Consider the following 14,776-nt stretch of genomic DNA (forward strand, 5'->3'; position numbering starts at 1 on the left):
CGCCGGGGACATGCCCTTGCGGCGTGTCCCCATCCGGCGCACGGGGTCTGGAGTGGGGACACACCGCAAGGGCATGTCCCCGGCCGTAGTCTTAAGCCTGGCCGACGGTCTCGAACATGCAGGCGGCCATGGCCTCGTCCGGGGTCTTGGCGCCGTGCAGCAGGAAATCGAAGGCCGGATAGAAGCGGTCGGCGGCTTCGACGGCGGCGTCGATCATCGAGGCGGCCTGGGCCATGGTCGGGCGCTCGCCGGCCGGCAGGGCCAGGGCATGGCGGAACACGACCTCGCCATCGTCGGTCCAGACCTCGAAATGGCCCAGCCAGACGCGCTGATTGATCATCGACAGCAGCTCATAGGCGCTGGGGCGTTTGGTCTTGGCGGCGCGCAGGTCCAGCGACAGGCACAGCTGCAGGCAGTCGGCCTCGGGCCGCCAGGCGAACCACAGCTCGTAATCTTTCCAGTCGCCGGTCAGGGCGAAGGCCAGATCGCCGTCTTCGGTGCGGTCGAACGTCAGGTTTTCGGCGGCCAGGACGTGTTCGATGACTTCGAGCGGATCCATCGCCAGCAGGACGTCGTCTTCTTCCGGTTGGGTGTCCATAAGAACCTTTGGCCCCCGGGGAGAGACGGGTCGTGGGACCCGACCAAATCACCCACTCCAGGGAGTCTAATCTGCTTCGCGGGCGGCGTCACAACCGCCTTCACGTCGAAAGGGAACGAAACTCGCCTATTCGGCCTTCTTGGCCGGCGCTTTTGCCGCGGCCTTGGGGGCCTTCAGGGCCGCGACCTCCGCGCGCAACGCCGCGACCTCGGCCTTCAGGGCCTCGAAATCGTCGCGCCGGATCAGGTCGAACTCGGCGGCCAGGCGGTCGGCCTGGGCCCGCATCGCGGTCTTGGCTTCCTCACCGGCGGTCTGGGCGATGCCCATGGCGGCCTGGGTCAGCTTGGCGAATTCGTCGAGGAAGGGGTTTTGGCTGTGCATCGAGATTCCAGGGCGCGGGCGGTTGGTCGCGGCTCTTATATGGGAAACGAAGGATGAAAGCGAAGCGGAAGCACGCTATGCCTGCGACCACTTGTCCGACCGGAGCGCTCGCGGCGTGATCTTCCCTGACATCGACCCCATCGTTCACATCGGCCCCTGGGCGCTGCAATGGGGACCCCTGGCCCTGCGCTGGTACGCCCTGGCCTACGTCGCCGGCATCCTGCTGGGTTGGCAGTACGCGATCCGGCTGGTCCGCGACGCCAAGCTGTGGGGCGGCCAAAAGCCCACCGCCACGCCGGCCCAGATCGACGACCTGGTGCTGTGGATCACCCTGGGCATCATCCTGGGCGGACGGATCGGCTACGTGCTGTTCTACATGCTGCTTAATGACCAGCAGCGGGGCGGCCTGGCCGAGAACCCGATGGCCGTCTTCAAGATCTGGGAGGGCGGCATGTCCTTCCACGGGGGCTTCGTGGGGGTGTGCGCGGCGATCGCGCTGTTCGCCCGCCAGCAGAAGATCGACATGCTGAAGCTGGGCGACCTGATCGCCCCGGTCGCGCCGATCGGCCTGTTCTTCGGTCGCTGCGCCAACTTCATCAACGGCGAGCTGTGGGGCCGGGTCACCGACCACCCGTTCGGCATGGTGTTCTGCAACGACACGATCCGGGCGGCCAGCCGCGACGGCGTCTGCCCCGCCGGCGACCTGCCACGCCATCCCAGCCAGCTGTACGAGGCCGCGCTGGAGGGTCTGGTGCTGTTCCTGATCCTCAACTTCGCGGCCCACAAGCTGAAGTGGCTGCAGCGTCGGGGCGCGCTCGTGGCGACCTTCCTGATCTGCTACGGCCTGTTTCGGGCCCTGCTCGAGAACGTGCGCAACCCCGACCACGGCATGCCCGACTTCCCGCTGGGCCTGACCATGGGGATGATCCTGTCGATCCCGATGCTGCTGGTCGGGATCTGGCTGCTGTGGCGCGCCTTGCGCGAGCCCGTTCCCACCCCTGTCTCGGAAGACCATGAGCCTGCTTGACCGCCTGCGGGCCCAGATCGCCCAGGACGGCCCGATCAGCGTCGCCGAATACTTCACCCGCTGCCTGCATGACCCGCGCGACGGCTACTATGCGACCCGCCCAGCGCTCGGCGAGGAGGGTGACTTCCTGACCGCGCCGGGCGTCAGCCAGATGTTCGGCGAGCTGATCGGCCTGTGGATGCTGGAGACCTGGACCCGCATGGGCCGGCCCTCGCCCGTGCGGCTGGTCGAGATGGGCCCTGGCGACGGCACGCTGATCTGCGACATCCTGCGCGCGGCCCGGCTGCTGCCCGAGTTCCTGGAGGCCGCCGACCTGTGGCTGGTCGAGGTGTCGCCGCCGCTGCGCCAGGTCCAGGCGGCGAAGCTGGCGCCCCTGACGCCCCGTTGGGTCGACCGCCTGGACGCCGTGCCGGCCGGCGCGCCGCTGATCTTGGTCGCCAACGAGGTGCTGGACTGCCTGCCGGCCCATCAGTTCGTGCGGACCGAGACCGGCTGGGCGGAGCGGATGGTCGGGCTGGATGAAGCCGGAAACCTGGCGTTCGGCCTGAAGGCCCTAGGCCCTCTCCCCTCCGTCGCCCAGGGGGCGACACCTCCCCCACAGGGGGAGGACCTAGCCGTCGGAATCGTCGTCGAATCCTCCCCCGCCCAGGCCGCCCTGGGGTCCGAGATCGGCCACCGCGTCGCGCGAGACGGCGGGGCGGCCTTGTTGATCGACTACGGCCGCGACGCACCCGGCGCCGGCGACACGCTGCAGGCCCTGAAAGCTCACGCCAAGGTCTCGCCGCTGGCGCAGCCGGGTCAGGCCGACCTGACCGTCTGGGCCGACTTTCCCGCCGTGCTGACCGCCGCCGCTCAGGCCGGGGCCGCGACCGGACCTATCCTGACCCAGGGCGCGTTCCTGCAAGGCCTGGGGATCGAGGCGCGGGCCCAGACCCTGGCCGACTCGCGCCCCGACCAGGCGGAAAAGCTGACCCGGCAGCTTGATCGCCTGACCGGAGCGGCGCAGATGGGCGAGCTGTTCAAGGTCGTCTGCCTGTCGGCGCCCGGCCTGGTCCCTCCCCTGTTCGAGGACGCGTGATGACCATCCACGACCTGCCCACCGTCCAATCGCCGCTGCTGGCCGCCGTCGCGGGGGTCCGGCACGCCTTCTTCACGCGCCAGGGCGGGGTGTCGACCGGACTTTACGCCAGCCTCAACGTCGGGCGGGGCAGCAAGGACGAGCCGGCCGACGTGGCCGAGAACCGCGCTCGGGCCGCGGCCTGGTTCGGGGCCGCGCCGGAAGACCTCAACACCTGTTTCCAGATCCATTCGACCATCGCCATCGTCGCCGACGGCTCGTGGGGCGAGGTCCGCCCGGAAGGCGACGCGGTGGTCACCAAGACCCCGGGCGTGGTCTGCGGGGCCCTGCACGCCGACTGCGCGCCCGTGCTGATCGCCGATCCTGTCGCCCGGATCGTCGCCGCCGCCCATGCCGGCTGGCGCGGGGCGCTGGACGGCGTCGTCCAGGCCGCGGTCGACCAGATGACGGCGTTGGGGGCCGAGCCCGCGCGCATGGTTGCGGCCGTCGGCCCCTGCATCGGGCCCCGGTCCTACGAGGTGGGGCTGGAATTCCTGCACCGCTTCGAGGCCGACAGCCCCGGCTCCGGCCGATTCTTTTCGCCGGGCGAGACCGACGACAAGCGCCTGTTCGACCTGCCGGCCTTCGTTCTGGACCGTCTGGAGACCGCCGGGGTGGGACAAAGCGAGTGGGTGGGCCGCGACACGCGAACCGAGGCGGATCTGTTCTTTTCGAACCGCAGGGCCTTCCTGGACGGGGAGTCCGACTACGGACGGCTTCTCTCGGCGATCGCGATCGAGGCATGAGCCCTCAGGACGAAGAGCCGAATAAAAAGATTCCGTCGAGACTCGGGGTTGTTCCCACGCCCGGGACTGCTAGAAGCCCCCGCAACGGCGACACCCCTTCCCGAGATAAAATCATGAAGCTGCTGTCCGGCAACTCGAACCGCACCCTGGCCCAGGCCATCGCGGAGTATCTCGACATGCCGCTGACCCGCGCCCAGGTGCGCCGGTTCGCCGACCTCGAAGTGTTCGTCACCATCGACGAGAACGTGCGGGGCGAGGACGTCTTCGTCATCCAGTCGACCAGCTATCCGGCCAATGACAACCTGATGGAGCTGCTGATCTGCATCGACGCCCTCAAGCGCGCGTCGGGCAAGCGGATCACGGCCGTGCTTCCCTATTTCGGCTATGCGCGCCAGGACCGGAAGACCGGCGGCCGCACGCCGATCTCGGCCAAGCTGGTGGCCAATCTGATCACCCGCTCGGGCGCCGACCGCGTGTTGACGATGGATCTGCACGCCGGCCAGATCCAGGGCTTCTTCGACATCCCGACCGACAATCTTCTGCCCTCGCGCCTGCTCGCCGACGACATTCACAAGCGCTACAAGCTGGGCGACGACCTGATGGTCGTCTCGCCCGACGTCGGCGGCGTGGTGCGGGCCCGGGCCCTGGCCAAGCGCCTGAACGACGCGGACCTGGCCATCGTCGACAAGCGCCGCTCGGCCCCCGGCGAAAGCGAAGTCATGAACATCATCGGCGACGTGAAGGACCGTCGCTGCATCCTGTTCGACGACATCGTCGATTCGGCCGGCACCCTGTGCAACGCCGCCGCCGCCCTGATGGCCCAGGGAGCCAAGTCGGTCTCGGCCTATGTCACCCACGGGGTGCTGTCGGGCGCGGCCGCCGAGCGGGTGGCCAATTCGGTGCTGACCGAGCTGGTGGTCACCGACTCGATCGAGGCTTCGGACACCGTCAAGGCCTGCAAGAAGATTCGCTACGTCTCCTGCGCGCCGCTGATCGGCGAGGCCATCCGTCGGATCGCCAACGAGGAATCGGTCTCCAAGCTGTTTGACTAAAACGCGTCGGAGAACACCTCCGGGGGAACCGTCCGCGACTTCGAACGCTTTTCCACGGCTCTGCTTGTCAAGACAGGGTGAACGGGCCGAGTGTCACAATCTCGCCCGCTCGCCAGTGCTATGCGCTGGCGTTCCAAGCCATTGGGGATGTTCTCGGGATGCCTTTCACCACGCGCACGCGAGCTGCACTGACAGCCATCGCCGTGGCCGCCGCCGCCGTGCTGGCCAGCTGCGGAACACCGCCGCCGCCCGTTGTCGCCGCCCCGCCCGCCCCGCCGCCGATCACCCTGTCCTCGAGCATCGTCGAAAAGGCCAGCGCCTTCCGCGGCTACATGCAGCGGGCCGGCGCGATCGGCGCCACCTTCCAGAACGGCGACCAGATCCAGGACTCGCTGAAGGTCGGCGTCGCCTATGAACCCAAACAGTTCCTGTCGGGCGCCACGGCCTACGCCGCCGTCCTGGCCCTGCAGGATCCGACCTATGTGGCCTCGGTGCGCGCGTTCGCCCCCGATCCGACCCAGCGCCAGCAGGTCATCAACCAGCTCATCGCCGACCCGGCCTATGCCGTCGGCTTCAAGGGCAGCGACACCGCCGCCGGCCTGATCATCGACACCCTCGGCGCCGAGGGCCTGAAGGTCTACACCGCCGGCAAGGCCGTGAAGCAGGCGGCCTATGACGTCCAGCGCGCGAAATGGTCGATGCAGTCGGTCGCGGACCGCGACGGCCGTCTGGCCTACGCCAAGACCATGTCGGCGACGCCCGGCCTGGCCGACAGCGCCGACATGGCCGCCCTGCGGGTAGCCTCGACCGGCGGCGCGCCTCTGGCCGCCATGTCCCGCGCGGCTCCGCCGCCCTACAAGCCGCTGGTCATCCGCGGTCTGGCCGTCGCGGCCCTGGCCGCTTTGGGCTACGCGGGCGACGACAAGTTGACCCTGATCGACGCGGTGATGGCCGAACCGGCCAGCGCCATGTGCCTGAACATGGGCAAGCTGAACCTCTACCAGTGCCTGGCCGTCGCCAAGCCGCACTACGAGGACGTGTTCTGCCTGGGCCAGCATATCCTGATGGACACCGGCATGTGCGTGATCAAGGCCTCCGGCGCCGAGATGCCTTACGAACCGCCGCCGCCCAAGCCGGTCCCTGCGGTCACCAAGAAGAAAGCGGTCCCGGCCAAGAAGCCCGCCGCGACCAAGAAGAAGAGCTAAGCGGCTCTACAGCCTGCCCTTTCGTCGCACTCCAGGCGGCCGCCCGTTGCATCGGGCGGCCGTTCTGTGTATGAGGCGCGACCCAAAAACGTCGACCGGGCGAGGCAATCCAGTCTTGTGCGGCGGCTTCGCATTTCGAGAGCATGGGGCTCTCCAGAGAGACAAGACATGGCCGAGATCATTCTCAACGTCGAAATTCGTGACCGCGCCGGCACCGGCGGTTCGCGCGAAACCCGCCGCCAAGGCAAGATCCCCGGCGTGCTGTACGGCGGCGCCAAGGCCCCGGTGAACATCGCCGTCAAGGGCAACGAATTCCGCAAGGCGCTCTTCACCGGCAAGCTGCTGGGCCACCTGGTGACCCTGCAACACGGCGACGAGAAGCAATCGGTCATCGCCAAGGCCGTGCAATTCCACCCCGTCACCGACGAGCCGCTGCACTTCGACCTGTACCGCGTCGGCGAGCACCAGCTGATCAAGATCGAAGTGCCGGTGCACTTCAAGAACCACGAAACCTCGGTCGGCCTGAAGAAGGGCGGCACGCTGGAAGTCATCCGTCACACCGTCGAGCTGGCCTGCCCGGCCGACAAGATCCCCGAAGAGCTGGTCATCGACCTGGCCTCGCACGACATCGGCGACGTCATCCGCATCTCGGAAATCAAGCTGCCGGAAGGCGTGCGTCCGGCCATGGACCGCGACTTCGTGATCGCCAACCTGAAGGCCTCGGCCGCTTCGCAATCGAACGAAGGCGACACCACCACCGCCGAAGCCTAAGGCTCAAGCGGTCGGGTTTCCGATCTGATATCGAGAACGGGCGGGCTTCACGGCCCGCCCGTTTTTCGTTGCCCGTTCTTCACCTTGGGCGTCCATTCTGGGTCTTAAGCGATGCTGATCCTCGCCGGCCTCGGCAATCCCGAGCCGAAATACGAGAAGAACCGGCACAATGTCGGGTTCATGGCGATCGACGCCCTGGCCCGCAAATGGGGCACGGCGCCGTGGCGTTCGCGCTTTCAGGGCCTGGCCTGCGAGGGCCAGGTCACGACCCCGAACGGCCCGGTCAAGCTGCTGCTGCTCAAGCCCAAGACCTTCTACAATGAGAGCGGCCGCGCCGTAGGCGAGGCGATGAAGTTCTTCAAACTGGCGCCGAGCGACGTGATCGTCTTCCACGACGAGATCGACATGGCTCCGGGCCGTTTCCGGATGAAGGCCGGTGGCGGGGCGGCGGGCAACAACGGCGTGCGCTCCATCACCAGCCAGATCGGGGATGGGTTCCGTCGCGGTCGGATCGGGGTGGGCCATCCGGGCCACAAGGACGCGGTGATGCACTACGTGCTGGGCGACTTTCACAAGATCGAGCACCAGTGGCTGGACCCGATGCTGGACGCCCTGGCCGACGCCCTGCCCTTCGCGGCGGCCGGCGACGACGAGCGCTACCAGGCCGAGGTGCTGCGCCTGGCCCCCGCGCCCAAGGCCGACCCCAAAAAAGCCGCGCGGCAGGCCGACTAGACCGCGATTGACGGCGCGGCCCCCAATCCACACATACCCTGGCTGAGCTTGGAGCCCTTCTTCCGATGATCCTCGTAGGCCTGTCGCTGATCTTCTCGATCGCCCTTTGCGTCCATGTGGTGCGCACGGGCCAGCAGATGTATTGGCTGATGATCATCCTGCTGTTCCAGCCGCTGGGCGGGCTGGTCTATCTGATCGCCATCATCGCGCCGGCGTTCCTGGGCGGGGCCAAGGCCCAGAAGGCCCGGCAGACCGCACGGCAGGTTCTGGACCCGCAACGCGAGTACCGCGAGGCCGGCAAGGCCGTCGAGGACGCCCCGACCGTCACGAACCGCACCCGCCTGGCCGTCGCCGCCAGCGGTCTGGGCAAGCACGCCGAGGCCGAGCGCTTGTATGCCGAGGCCCTGCAGGGCCTGTACGCCGACGACCCGCAGCTGCTGCTGGGCCGCGCCAACGCCTTGATCGAACTGGACCGCGCCGCCGAGGCCTTGCCGCTGCTGGAGAGCCTGAGCGCCCAGTCGCCCGCCGCACGCACGCCGAACGTCGCCCTGGCCATGGGCCGCGCCTACCACGCCCTGGGCCGGGACGCCGAAGCCGATACGGCCCTGCGCTGGGCGGCGGCTCATCTGCCGGGCTTCGAGGGGATGGCGCGCTACGCGGTGTTCCTGGCGCGAACCGGCCGCGAGGATCAGGCCCGCGAGACCCTGGCCGAGATCGACAAGCGCCTGGCCAAGACCCACTCGCACTTCCGCAAGGAGGCCCGCGGCTGGCGTGATCTGGCGGCGGCGGCGGTGGGATGATCCCGCTAAACCCTCTCGCGCCCGTCCCCGATCAGCAGGTGGCCCGCCCAGCTGACCACGCCGACCACCAGCGAACCGAAAATCCCCGCCCATAGGCCGTCGACGACGAAGCCTTTCAGCATCAGACCGACTAGGCCCAGCATCGCGGCGTTCACGACCAGCAGGAACAGGCCCAGCGTCAAAACAGTGATCGGCAGGGTGAGCACGAAGACCACCGGCCGGACGATGGCGTTGACCAAGCCCAGCAGCACGGCGGCGATCAGCAGGCTGGTCCACCCGCCGGGCACGGCGATGCCCGGCACGATCTCGGACGCCAGCCACAGGCCCAGGGCGGCGATGAGGGCGCGAATGATGAAGCGCGTCACGGGAAGTCTCCTTGGCGGCGAAGCGCGACCATTAGATGTGCATTCGCCTTGCCCCAGCAAGCCGTCGCTCGGCTTTGCGTCGCCTAGCCGACAATGAACATCCGCGTTGATGGCTATGATGCGCAGCTCGGCCCTGGCCACGGGAATACTATCGCCTGATGACATCGCCGACCCTGGATCACCTGCGCTCGACCACCCGTGATCTGCACGATGGCTTGGAGGCGCGGCTGGACGTGTTCGCACGGGTCGCCGATCCCGCCCGGCGCCGGGAAATGGTCGGTCGTTTCCTGGCTTTCTACCGTCCGGCCGAGGCGGCCCTGGCGCGGCTGCTGTCCCAAGAACCGGATCTGGAGTTCGAGGCGCGCCGCAAGACGCCGGCCCTGGAACGCGACCTGAAGACCCTGAACACCGCGCCGCCCGCCGACGCCCCGATCAGCCCGCCGGCGGGACGCTGCGAAGCCCTGGGCTTCCTTTACGTGCTGGAGGGCTCGACCCTGGGGGGGCGGGTCATCGACAAGCAGCTTCGCCTGCGCGGCCTGTCGTCCGAGGGTCTGAGCTTCTTCCAGGGTTATGGCGAGGCGACCGGCGCGCGCTGGAGGGCGTTCTGCGCCGTGCTGGAACGCGCTGACGACAAGGCGGCCGCGGCCCGCGGCGCACGGTCGGCCTTCACCCAGATGGAAGCCTGGATGTGCGGGGTCCCGGCATGATCGCGTCCGGTTCCACCCTCAGCTCCACGGCGGGCCCCATGGCGGAGCAGATCGCATCCTGCGACCGCGAGCCGATCCATATTCCCGGCGCCATCCAACCGCATGGCGTGCTGCTGGTGCTGGACCGCGACACCCTGGAGATCCGCCACGCGGCCGGCGACGTGGCCGGGCTGCTTGGCGTGGAGACCTGGATCGGGACCGCCGCCGGCGCCGTGCTGGGCGACGCCCTCGCCCGACGCATCGCCGCCGTCACCGCCTCTGGCAGCGGCGGGGGCTTTGTGGGCGCCTTGCGGGCCGCCGATCGCGCCTTCGATGTCAGCGCCACCTTTCAGGCCGACAAGGTGCTGGTCGAGATCGAACCGGGCCTGGAGCAGGCCCTGACCGGCGCTCAGATCCTGGCCCAGCTGGAGACCGCCGCGGCGGCCTTCGAGCGCTGCCCGGGCCTGAAGACCTTGTACGATCGCGCGGCGTTGGAGTTTCGCCACCTGACCGGTTTCGACCGGGTGATGGTCTATCGCTTCGGCGAGGACGACGCCGGCGAGGTGGTGGCCGAAAGTCGCGCGCCTCATGTCCAGGCCTTCCTCAACCACCGCTTCCCAGCCTCGGACATCCCCAAGCAAGCCCGCGCCCTCTACATGCGCAACCTGGTGCGGGTGATCCCCGACGCCGGCTATGCGCCCGCCCCGTTGCTGCCGCCGATGGAGCCCTTGCTGGACATGAGCGACTGCGCGTTGCGCAGCGTCTCGCCGGTGCACCTGCAATATCTGCGCAACATGGACGTCACCGCCTCGGCCTCGGTGTCGATCGTCAAGGATGGACGGCTGTGGGGGCTGATCGCCTGCCATCACGAGACGCCGCGCCTGCTGCCCTACGACATCCGCGCCGCCTGCCGCGCCCTGGCCGGGGGTCTGGCCCGTCAGATCAAGGCCAAGGAGGACGCCGAGGCCTATCGCGCGCGTCTGAGCCTGCGCTTGCTCGGCGACGACATCGTCGACGCCCTGGCGCGCGCCGACAACGGCGACCTGGCCCTGGAAGAGCATCTGCGCGACCTGAGGCGTCTTGCCGACGCCGACGGGGTGGCGGTGTTCCGCGACGACCACATCGAGGTGGCGGGCAAGCTGCCGCCCCACTTGGCGCTGGCGATGCTGCGCGACTGGGTGGTGGAGACCGCCTCGGCGGCCGGCGGCAACGGGGTTGCAGCCACCGACCAGGCGGCCGCCGACGTCCCCGAAGCCGTCTCGTTTCGCGCCCTGGCCTCCGGCCTGATGGGCGTGGTGGTCGAGCGCTCGCCTCTGCTGGCCGTTCTGTGGACCCGGGCCGAACAGGTCGAGACGGTGCGCTGGGCGGGCGAACCGGTGAAGGCGACCACGGCGGACGGCGTGCTGACACCGCGCGCCTCATTCGACGCCTGGACCCAGACGGTGCGCGGCCGGTCGCGCCCTTGGACCGTCGCCCAGACCAGCGCTGTCCTGCGGCTGCGCGACGATCTGGTCGAGCTGCGCCGCGCACGCCGAGCCTCCGAGCTGAACGGCCACCTGCGCGCCACCTTGCAGGACAAGGATGAACTGCTGCGGCAGAAGGACTTCCTGCTGCGCGAGGTGAACCACCGGGTGCAGAACAGCCTGGCCCTGGCGGCCAGCTTCCTGACGATCCAGATGAAGACCCTCGAGGACCCGATCGCCCGCGCGCCCCTGGAAGAAGCCAGCCGCCGCCTGACCGCCGTGGGCCTGGTCCACCGCCGGCTCTATCGCGGCGACCAGCTGGAGACGGTGGCCCTGGACAGATATCTGGCCGAGCTGGCTGAAGAGATGGTCGGCACGCTGGATGAGGATTGGGGTCGCTGCCTGCGCGTGGACGCCGCGCCGGTGACGGTGCCCACCGACAAGGCGGTGATCATCGGTCTTGTGGTCACCGAACTGTTCATCAACGCGGTCAAGTACGCCTATCGCGGAAAGCCGGGCCGGCTGGACATCGGCCTGGTCGAGGACGGCGATAGGATCCTGCTGATCGTCGCGGACCAGGGCGGCGGCAAACAGGGTCCGCGCGTGGGCTTCGGCAGCAAGATGATGGACGCCCTGGTGCGCCAGATGGGCGGGGTGCTGACCTACCACGACAACAATCCCGGCGTGCGGGCCGAGCTTTCCGTGGGACGGCTCTGAAAAACCCCCCTGGGAAACGCCGGTGGAAGGTGACGTCGCGTCGCCGGGATATTTTGCGCTTGAAAAAGTGAGAATGAACGTTCATTCTCACTTTCGAAGCGCCAATACCCGAGTCCGGGTGTCGGACATTACAATTACGTTATCGACCTTACCTTGACCGCAACGCCTTCCTATTTGACCCATTCTGGTGGGGATGATGGCGCGCGGTCGACGGGCGGGTCCGCACCAAGGGGATAGTTTTCCATGGCCGTGAATTCACTATCGGTGATGTCGCCGGACGGCGGCCTTTCACGTTACCTCACCGAGATCCGCAAGTTCCCGATGCTGGCCAAGGACGAGGAGTTCATGCTCGCCCAACGCTGGAAAGAGCATCAGGACAGCGAAGCCGCCCACAAGATGGTCACCAGCCACCTGCGTCTCGTGGCCAAGATCGCCATGGGCTATCGCGGCTACGGCCTGCCGATCGGCGAGGTGATCTCCGAGGGCAATGTCGGCCTGATGCAGGCCGTCAAGAAGTTCGAGCCCGACAAGGGCTTCCGCCTGGCCACCTACGCCATGTGGTGGATCCGCGCCTCGATCCAGGAATATATCCTGCGCTCGTGGTCGCTGGTGAAGATGGGCACGACCGCCGCGCAGAAGAAGCTGTTCTTCAACCTGCGCAAGGCCAAGAGCCAGATCGAGGCCTTCCAGGACGGCGATCTGCGGCCCGACCAGGTCAGCGCCATCGCCACCAAGCTGGGCGTGCTGGACAGCGAGGTCATCTCGATGAACCGCCGTCTGGGCGGTCCCGACGCCTCGCTGAACGCGCCGCTGCGCGCCGACGGCGAAAGCGAGTGGCAGGACTGGCTGGCCGACGAGGACCAGGTTTCGCAAGAGACCGTGGTCGCCGAGAACCAGGAAAAGTCGCTGCGGATGAGCCTGCTCGAGGAGGCCATGGTCGAACTCACCGATCGTGAACGCCACATCCTCACCGAGCGGCGCCTGAAGGACGACCCGACCACCCTGGAAGACCTGGCCTCGCAATACGGCGTCAGCCGCGAGCGGGTTCGCCAGATCGAGGTCCGCGCGTTCGAGAAGCTGCAGAAGTCGATGCGCGAAGCCGCCATCGCCAAGAACATGGTCGAAGCCTAAGAAGGCGCAGACCTGAAGAACGGAGCGCCCCGGATCGCAAGGTCCGGGGCGTTTTTCATGACTGCTGCTCTTCCCCAACTGATCCTGCTGCCCGGCCTGCTTAACGACGCCGAGCTTTGGCGCGATCAGATCAGCGGCCTGGCCGACGTGGCGCGTTGCAAGGTCCCCGACCTGACGCGCGGCGAGAGCCTGCGCGAGCTGGCCGAGCAGGTGCTGGCCGACGCCGAGCCGACCTTCGCCCTGGCCGGGTTCTCGATGGGCGGCTACGTGGCCCAGGAGATCGCCCGGATCGCGCCCGAACGCATCGAGCGCCTGGCCCTGATCGACACCGCCATCCGCGCCGACACTCCCGAACGCGCCGCCCAGCGCCGCGCCGTCAACGCCGCCGCCCGCCATAAGGGCGCATTCCTGGGCGTCGCCGACCGGCTGATGGCCAGCTATGTCGACGCCTCGCGCCTGGACGACAAGGACCTGACCGGTCGCATCCAGGCCATGACCCAGCGGCTGGGCCGCGAGGTCTTTCTGCGCCAGAACGGCCTGCCCCGCGAGGACGGCGCAGCGGCGCTGCGAGCCCTGCGCTGCCCGGTCGTGATCATCTGCGGCGAGCACGACGCGATCACCCCGCTGGCCGGCCAGCACGAGATGGCCCGCGCCATCGGCTGCACGCACATGGTGGTGATCCCCGACGCCGGCCACATGACGCCAATGGAAGCGCCGGAGGCGGTCAACGCCGCCCTGCGCCGCTGGTTGGCGCGGACCACGCGCTAGCGCGCCTCCAACTTCAGCGCCGCCTTCACCGCCCGCCAGTCCACCAGCTTGAAGTTCTGGCGTTCGCGGGCCGTCGATGGCGTCTCGCCCTCAACGTCGACATCGTCCTGCATGACCACCAGCCCCTGGGCGTAGGGCCCGACCGCGCCGCCCATCGCCGCGACGCCGTCGGTGCCGGTCACCCCGTCGACGCCGTTGGCGGCGATCACCGAGAAGCGCCCGGCATAGGCGGCCTGCGCGCCGTCGACCCGCCACACCGCGAAGGCGCTGTCGCCCTGGCTGGAGGCGATCAGCCAGGTCTTCCGGCCCTCGCGCAGCAGGGTCAGGCCCTCGACGTCCGGCTTCAGCCTGTCCGAAGGCGCGCCGGCCACCAGGGTGCGGGCCGCGCCCTTGGCGGGATCCAGATCGTAGCGCCAGATCCCCTTGGCCTCCTCGCCGATATAAAGCACCCCCTTGGCGTCATCGACGACGCAGCCTTCGGTCTGGCTGCCGACCGCGAAGCGCTGCTCCTCGGTCGCCACGGGCTTGCCGTCGCCCCCCACGGCGACGCGGAGTTGCCGCACCTGGCCGTCCGTGCCGTTGACGATGACGATGAAGCGCTCGCCCCGCCGGCCCATGCACAGGCCATAGGGTTCGGTCAGGTCGAGCGGCGCCAAGCCCCAGGGCTCGACCTTCAGGGTGGCGGGATCCATCAGGTAGAGGGCCGCGCCGATCCGCCCGCGATCGCTGGCCGCGACCAGCACGCGCTCGCCCCTCGCCGTGGCCAATCCGTCACGCAGGTCCACATTGTTAAGCTTGCCGTCAGGGATGAAGCCGGTCACGGCGCCCTTGAGATCGTACGTGTACAGACCAGCTTGCTTGTCGGTGCCGAAGATCACGACGCGCGAGGCGTCCTTGGGATCCACCCAGATTTCCGGGTCGTCTGCTGCGTCGGCGCGCTGTGTGGCGACGGATTGGGTCTCCCCCGCCGCCGGAACCGGCGTCCCCACGCCGACCGCCATCTTGGCGGAGTCCGACTTCGCCTCGGGATCAACGGGCTTGCAGCCAGCAAGAAGGAGAGAAATTCCCATTGCCGTCGCAAAAGTGAAACAAAAATGTCGAGTAAACATCACTAGCCCCAAGATGATGGCGAATTTATGCCCCGACGCGTGAAATCACGTGCGAACGGCCCCGTCAACGGCCGCGCCGACGATGGGGGTACTCACGATGAAGAAGAC

The 14,776-nt window shown here is 68.3% G+C and carries 16 protein-coding genes; 12 read left to right on the forward strand and 4 right to left on the reverse strand.

What is annotated here, in order from left to right; all coding sequences use genetic code 11:
• Window positions 1-91: 91 nt before the first annotated feature.
• Together WAL33_RS01815 and WAL33_RS01820 are read right to left on the reverse strand one after the other, a co-directional pair.
• Window positions 92-598, reverse strand: coding sequence for a YbjN domain-containing protein (locus WAL33_RS01815; protein ID WP_422177908.1), 507 nt, complete (start codon window positions 596-598; stop codon window positions 92-94).
• 126 nt (window positions 599-724) lie between these two features.
• A complete protein-coding gene (locus WAL33_RS01820) occupies window positions 725-979 on the reverse strand; it encodes an accessory factor UbiK family protein (RefSeq protein WP_422177910.1) in 255 nt (84 codons plus the stop codon).
• Window positions 980-1,094: 115 nt separating this feature from the next.
• Between WAL33_RS01820 and lgt the strand changes: the two genes are divergently transcribed.
• The 8 genes from lgt (at window position 1,095) to WAL33_RS01860 (ending at window position 8,429) form a co-directional block, all read left to right on the forward strand.
• The gene (gene lgt / locus WAL33_RS01825; protein ID WP_422177912.1) at window positions 1,095-2,006 is read left to right on the forward strand and encodes a prolipoprotein diacylglyceryl transferase; all 912 of its coding nucleotides are present in this window, start codon (window positions 1,095-1,097) and stop codon (window positions 2,004-2,006) included.
• Entirely contained in the window at window positions 1,993-3,084 is a 1,092-nt protein-coding gene (locus WAL33_RS01830; RefSeq protein ID WP_422177914.1) for a class I SAM-dependent methyltransferase, read from the forward strand. The genes lgt and WAL33_RS01830 overlap by 14 nt, the downstream gene beginning before the upstream one ends.
• Window positions 3,084-3,869: a peptidoglycan editing factor PgeF gene (gene pgeF / locus WAL33_RS01835; RefSeq protein ID WP_422177916.1), complete on the forward strand. Its 786-nt coding sequence runs from the start codon at window positions 3,084-3,086 to the stop codon at window positions 3,867-3,869. The genes WAL33_RS01830 and pgeF overlap by 1 nt, the downstream gene beginning before the upstream one ends.
• A 113-nt stretch (window positions 3,870-3,982) precedes the next feature.
• The gene (locus WAL33_RS01840; protein ID WP_422177918.1) at window positions 3,983-4,921 is read left to right on the forward strand and encodes a ribose-phosphate pyrophosphokinase; all 939 of its coding nucleotides are present in this window, start codon (window positions 3,983-3,985) and stop codon (window positions 4,919-4,921) included.
• Window positions 4,922-5,079: 158 nt separating this feature from the next.
• Window positions 5,080-6,126 carry a hypothetical protein gene (locus WAL33_RS01845; RefSeq protein WP_422177920.1) on the forward strand — a complete coding sequence of 349 codons (1,047 nt, stop codon included), beginning with the start codon at window positions 5,080-5,082 and terminating at the stop codon, window positions 6,124-6,126.
• 168 nt (window positions 6,127-6,294) lie between these two features.
• On the forward strand, window positions 6,295-6,897 hold the full coding sequence (locus tag WAL33_RS01850; protein ID WP_422177922.1) for a 50S ribosomal protein L25/general stress protein Ctc: 603 nt from the start codon (window positions 6,295-6,297) through the stop codon (window positions 6,895-6,897).
• Between the two features lie 111 nt (window positions 6,898-7,008).
• A complete protein-coding gene (pth, locus tag WAL33_RS01855; protein WP_422177924.1) occupies window positions 7,009-7,629 on the forward strand; it encodes an aminoacyl-tRNA hydrolase in 621 nt (206 codons plus the stop codon).
• Between the two features lie 65 nt (window positions 7,630-7,694).
• On the forward strand, window positions 7,695-8,429 hold the full coding sequence (locus WAL33_RS01860; RefSeq protein WP_422177926.1) for a hypothetical protein: 735 nt from the start codon (window positions 7,695-7,697) through the stop codon (window positions 8,427-8,429).
• 5 nt (window positions 8,430-8,434) lie between these two features.
• On the opposite strand, the gene WAL33_RS01865 is transcribed toward WAL33_RS01860, so the two are convergent.
• Window positions 8,435-8,794 carry a phage holin family protein gene (locus tag WAL33_RS01865; protein WP_422177928.1) on the reverse strand — a complete coding sequence of 120 codons (360 nt, stop codon included), beginning with the start codon at window positions 8,792-8,794 and terminating at the stop codon, window positions 8,435-8,437.
• A 158-nt stretch (window positions 8,795-8,952) separates the two neighbouring features.
• On the opposite strand from WAL33_RS01865, the gene WAL33_RS01870 reads away from it, so the two are divergent.
• From WAL33_RS01870 to WAL33_RS01885, 4 genes are all read left to right on the forward strand, one after another.
• Window positions 8,953-9,501, forward strand: a complete 549-nt coding sequence (locus WAL33_RS01870) for a biliverdin-producing heme oxygenase (protein WP_422177930.1) — start codon at window positions 8,953-8,955, stop codon at window positions 9,499-9,501.
• 38 nt (window positions 9,502-9,539) lie between these two features.
• Window positions 9,540-11,660: a histidine kinase dimerization/phosphoacceptor domain -containing protein gene (locus tag WAL33_RS01875; protein WP_422177932.1), complete on the forward strand. Its 2,121-nt coding sequence runs from the start codon at window positions 9,540-9,542 to the stop codon at window positions 11,658-11,660.
• A gap of 243 nt (window positions 11,661-11,903) precedes the next feature.
• Window positions 11,904-12,791 carry an RNA polymerase sigma factor RpoH gene (gene rpoH / locus WAL33_RS01880; RefSeq protein WP_056440637.1) on the forward strand — a complete coding sequence of 296 codons (888 nt, stop codon included), beginning with the start codon at window positions 11,904-11,906 and terminating at the stop codon, window positions 12,789-12,791.
• A 57-nt stretch (window positions 12,792-12,848) separates the two neighbouring features.
• Window positions 12,849-13,559, forward strand: a complete 711-nt coding sequence (locus WAL33_RS01885; protein ID WP_422177934.1) for an alpha/beta fold hydrolase — start codon at window positions 12,849-12,851, stop codon at window positions 13,557-13,559.
• On the opposite strand, the gene WAL33_RS01890 is transcribed toward WAL33_RS01885, so the two are convergent.
• Window positions 13,556-14,560, reverse strand: a complete 1,005-nt coding sequence (locus WAL33_RS01890) for a phytase (RefSeq protein ID WP_422177936.1) — start codon at window positions 14,558-14,560, stop codon at window positions 13,556-13,558. The two genes, WAL33_RS01885 and WAL33_RS01890, sit on opposite strands and share 4 nt — an antisense overlap.
• Window positions 14,561-14,776: the final 216 nt, after the last annotated feature.

Source organism: Caulobacter sp., assembly GCF_049283275.1.
Classification (GTDB): Bacteria; Pseudomonadota; Alphaproteobacteria; order Caulobacterales; family Caulobacteraceae; genus Caulobacter.

Excerpts from the sequence above, each read along its gene's own strand:
- WAL33_RS01850 (WP_422177922.1), top strand. The coding sequence starts at position 6,295 with ATGGCCGAGATCATTCTCAACGTCGAAATTCGTGACCGCGCCGGCACC.
- WAL33_RS01890 (WP_422177936.1), bottom strand. The coding sequence starts at position 14,560 with ATGGCGGTCGGCGTGGGGACGCCGGTTCCGGCGGCGGGGGAGACCCAA.
- rpoH (WP_056440637.1), top strand. The coding sequence starts at position 11,904 with ATGGCCGTGAATTCACTATCGGTGATGTCGCCGGACGGCGGCCTTTCA.
- WAL33_RS01875 (WP_422177932.1), top strand. The coding sequence starts at position 9,540 with ATGGCGGAGCAGATCGCATCCTGCGACCGCGAGCCGATCCATATTCCC.
- pth (WP_422177924.1), top strand. The coding sequence starts at position 7,009 with ATGCTGATCCTCGCCGGCCTCGGCAATCCCGAGCCGAAATACGAGAAG.
- WAL33_RS01830 (WP_422177914.1), top strand. The coding sequence starts at position 1,993 with ATGAGCCTGCTTGACCGCCTGCGGGCCCAGATCGCCCAGGACGGCCCG.
- WAL33_RS01840 (WP_422177918.1), top strand. The coding sequence starts at position 3,983 with ATGAAGCTGCTGTCCGGCAACTCGAACCGCACCCTGGCCCAGGCCATC.
- WAL33_RS01820 (WP_422177910.1), bottom strand. The coding sequence starts at position 979 with ATGCACAGCCAAAACCCCTTCCTCGACGAATTCGCCAAGCTGACCCAG.
- WAL33_RS01885 (WP_422177934.1), top strand. The coding sequence starts at position 12,849 with ATGACTGCTGCTCTTCCCCAACTGATCCTGCTGCCCGGCCTGCTTAAC.
- WAL33_RS01870 (WP_422177930.1), top strand. The coding sequence starts at position 8,953 with ATGACATCGCCGACCCTGGATCACCTGCGCTCGACCACCCGTGATCTG.
- pgeF (WP_422177916.1), top strand. The coding sequence starts at position 3,084 with ATGACCATCCACGACCTGCCCACCGTCCAATCGCCGCTGCTGGCCGCC.
- WAL33_RS01860 (WP_422177926.1), top strand. The coding sequence starts at position 7,695 with ATGATCCTCGTAGGCCTGTCGCTGATCTTCTCGATCGCCCTTTGCGTC.
- WAL33_RS01845 (WP_422177920.1), top strand. The coding sequence starts at position 5,080 with ATGCCTTTCACCACGCGCACGCGAGCTGCACTGACAGCCATCGCCGTG.
- WAL33_RS01815 (WP_422177908.1), bottom strand. The coding sequence starts at position 598 with ATGGACACCCAACCGGAAGAAGACGACGTCCTGCTGGCGATGGATCCG.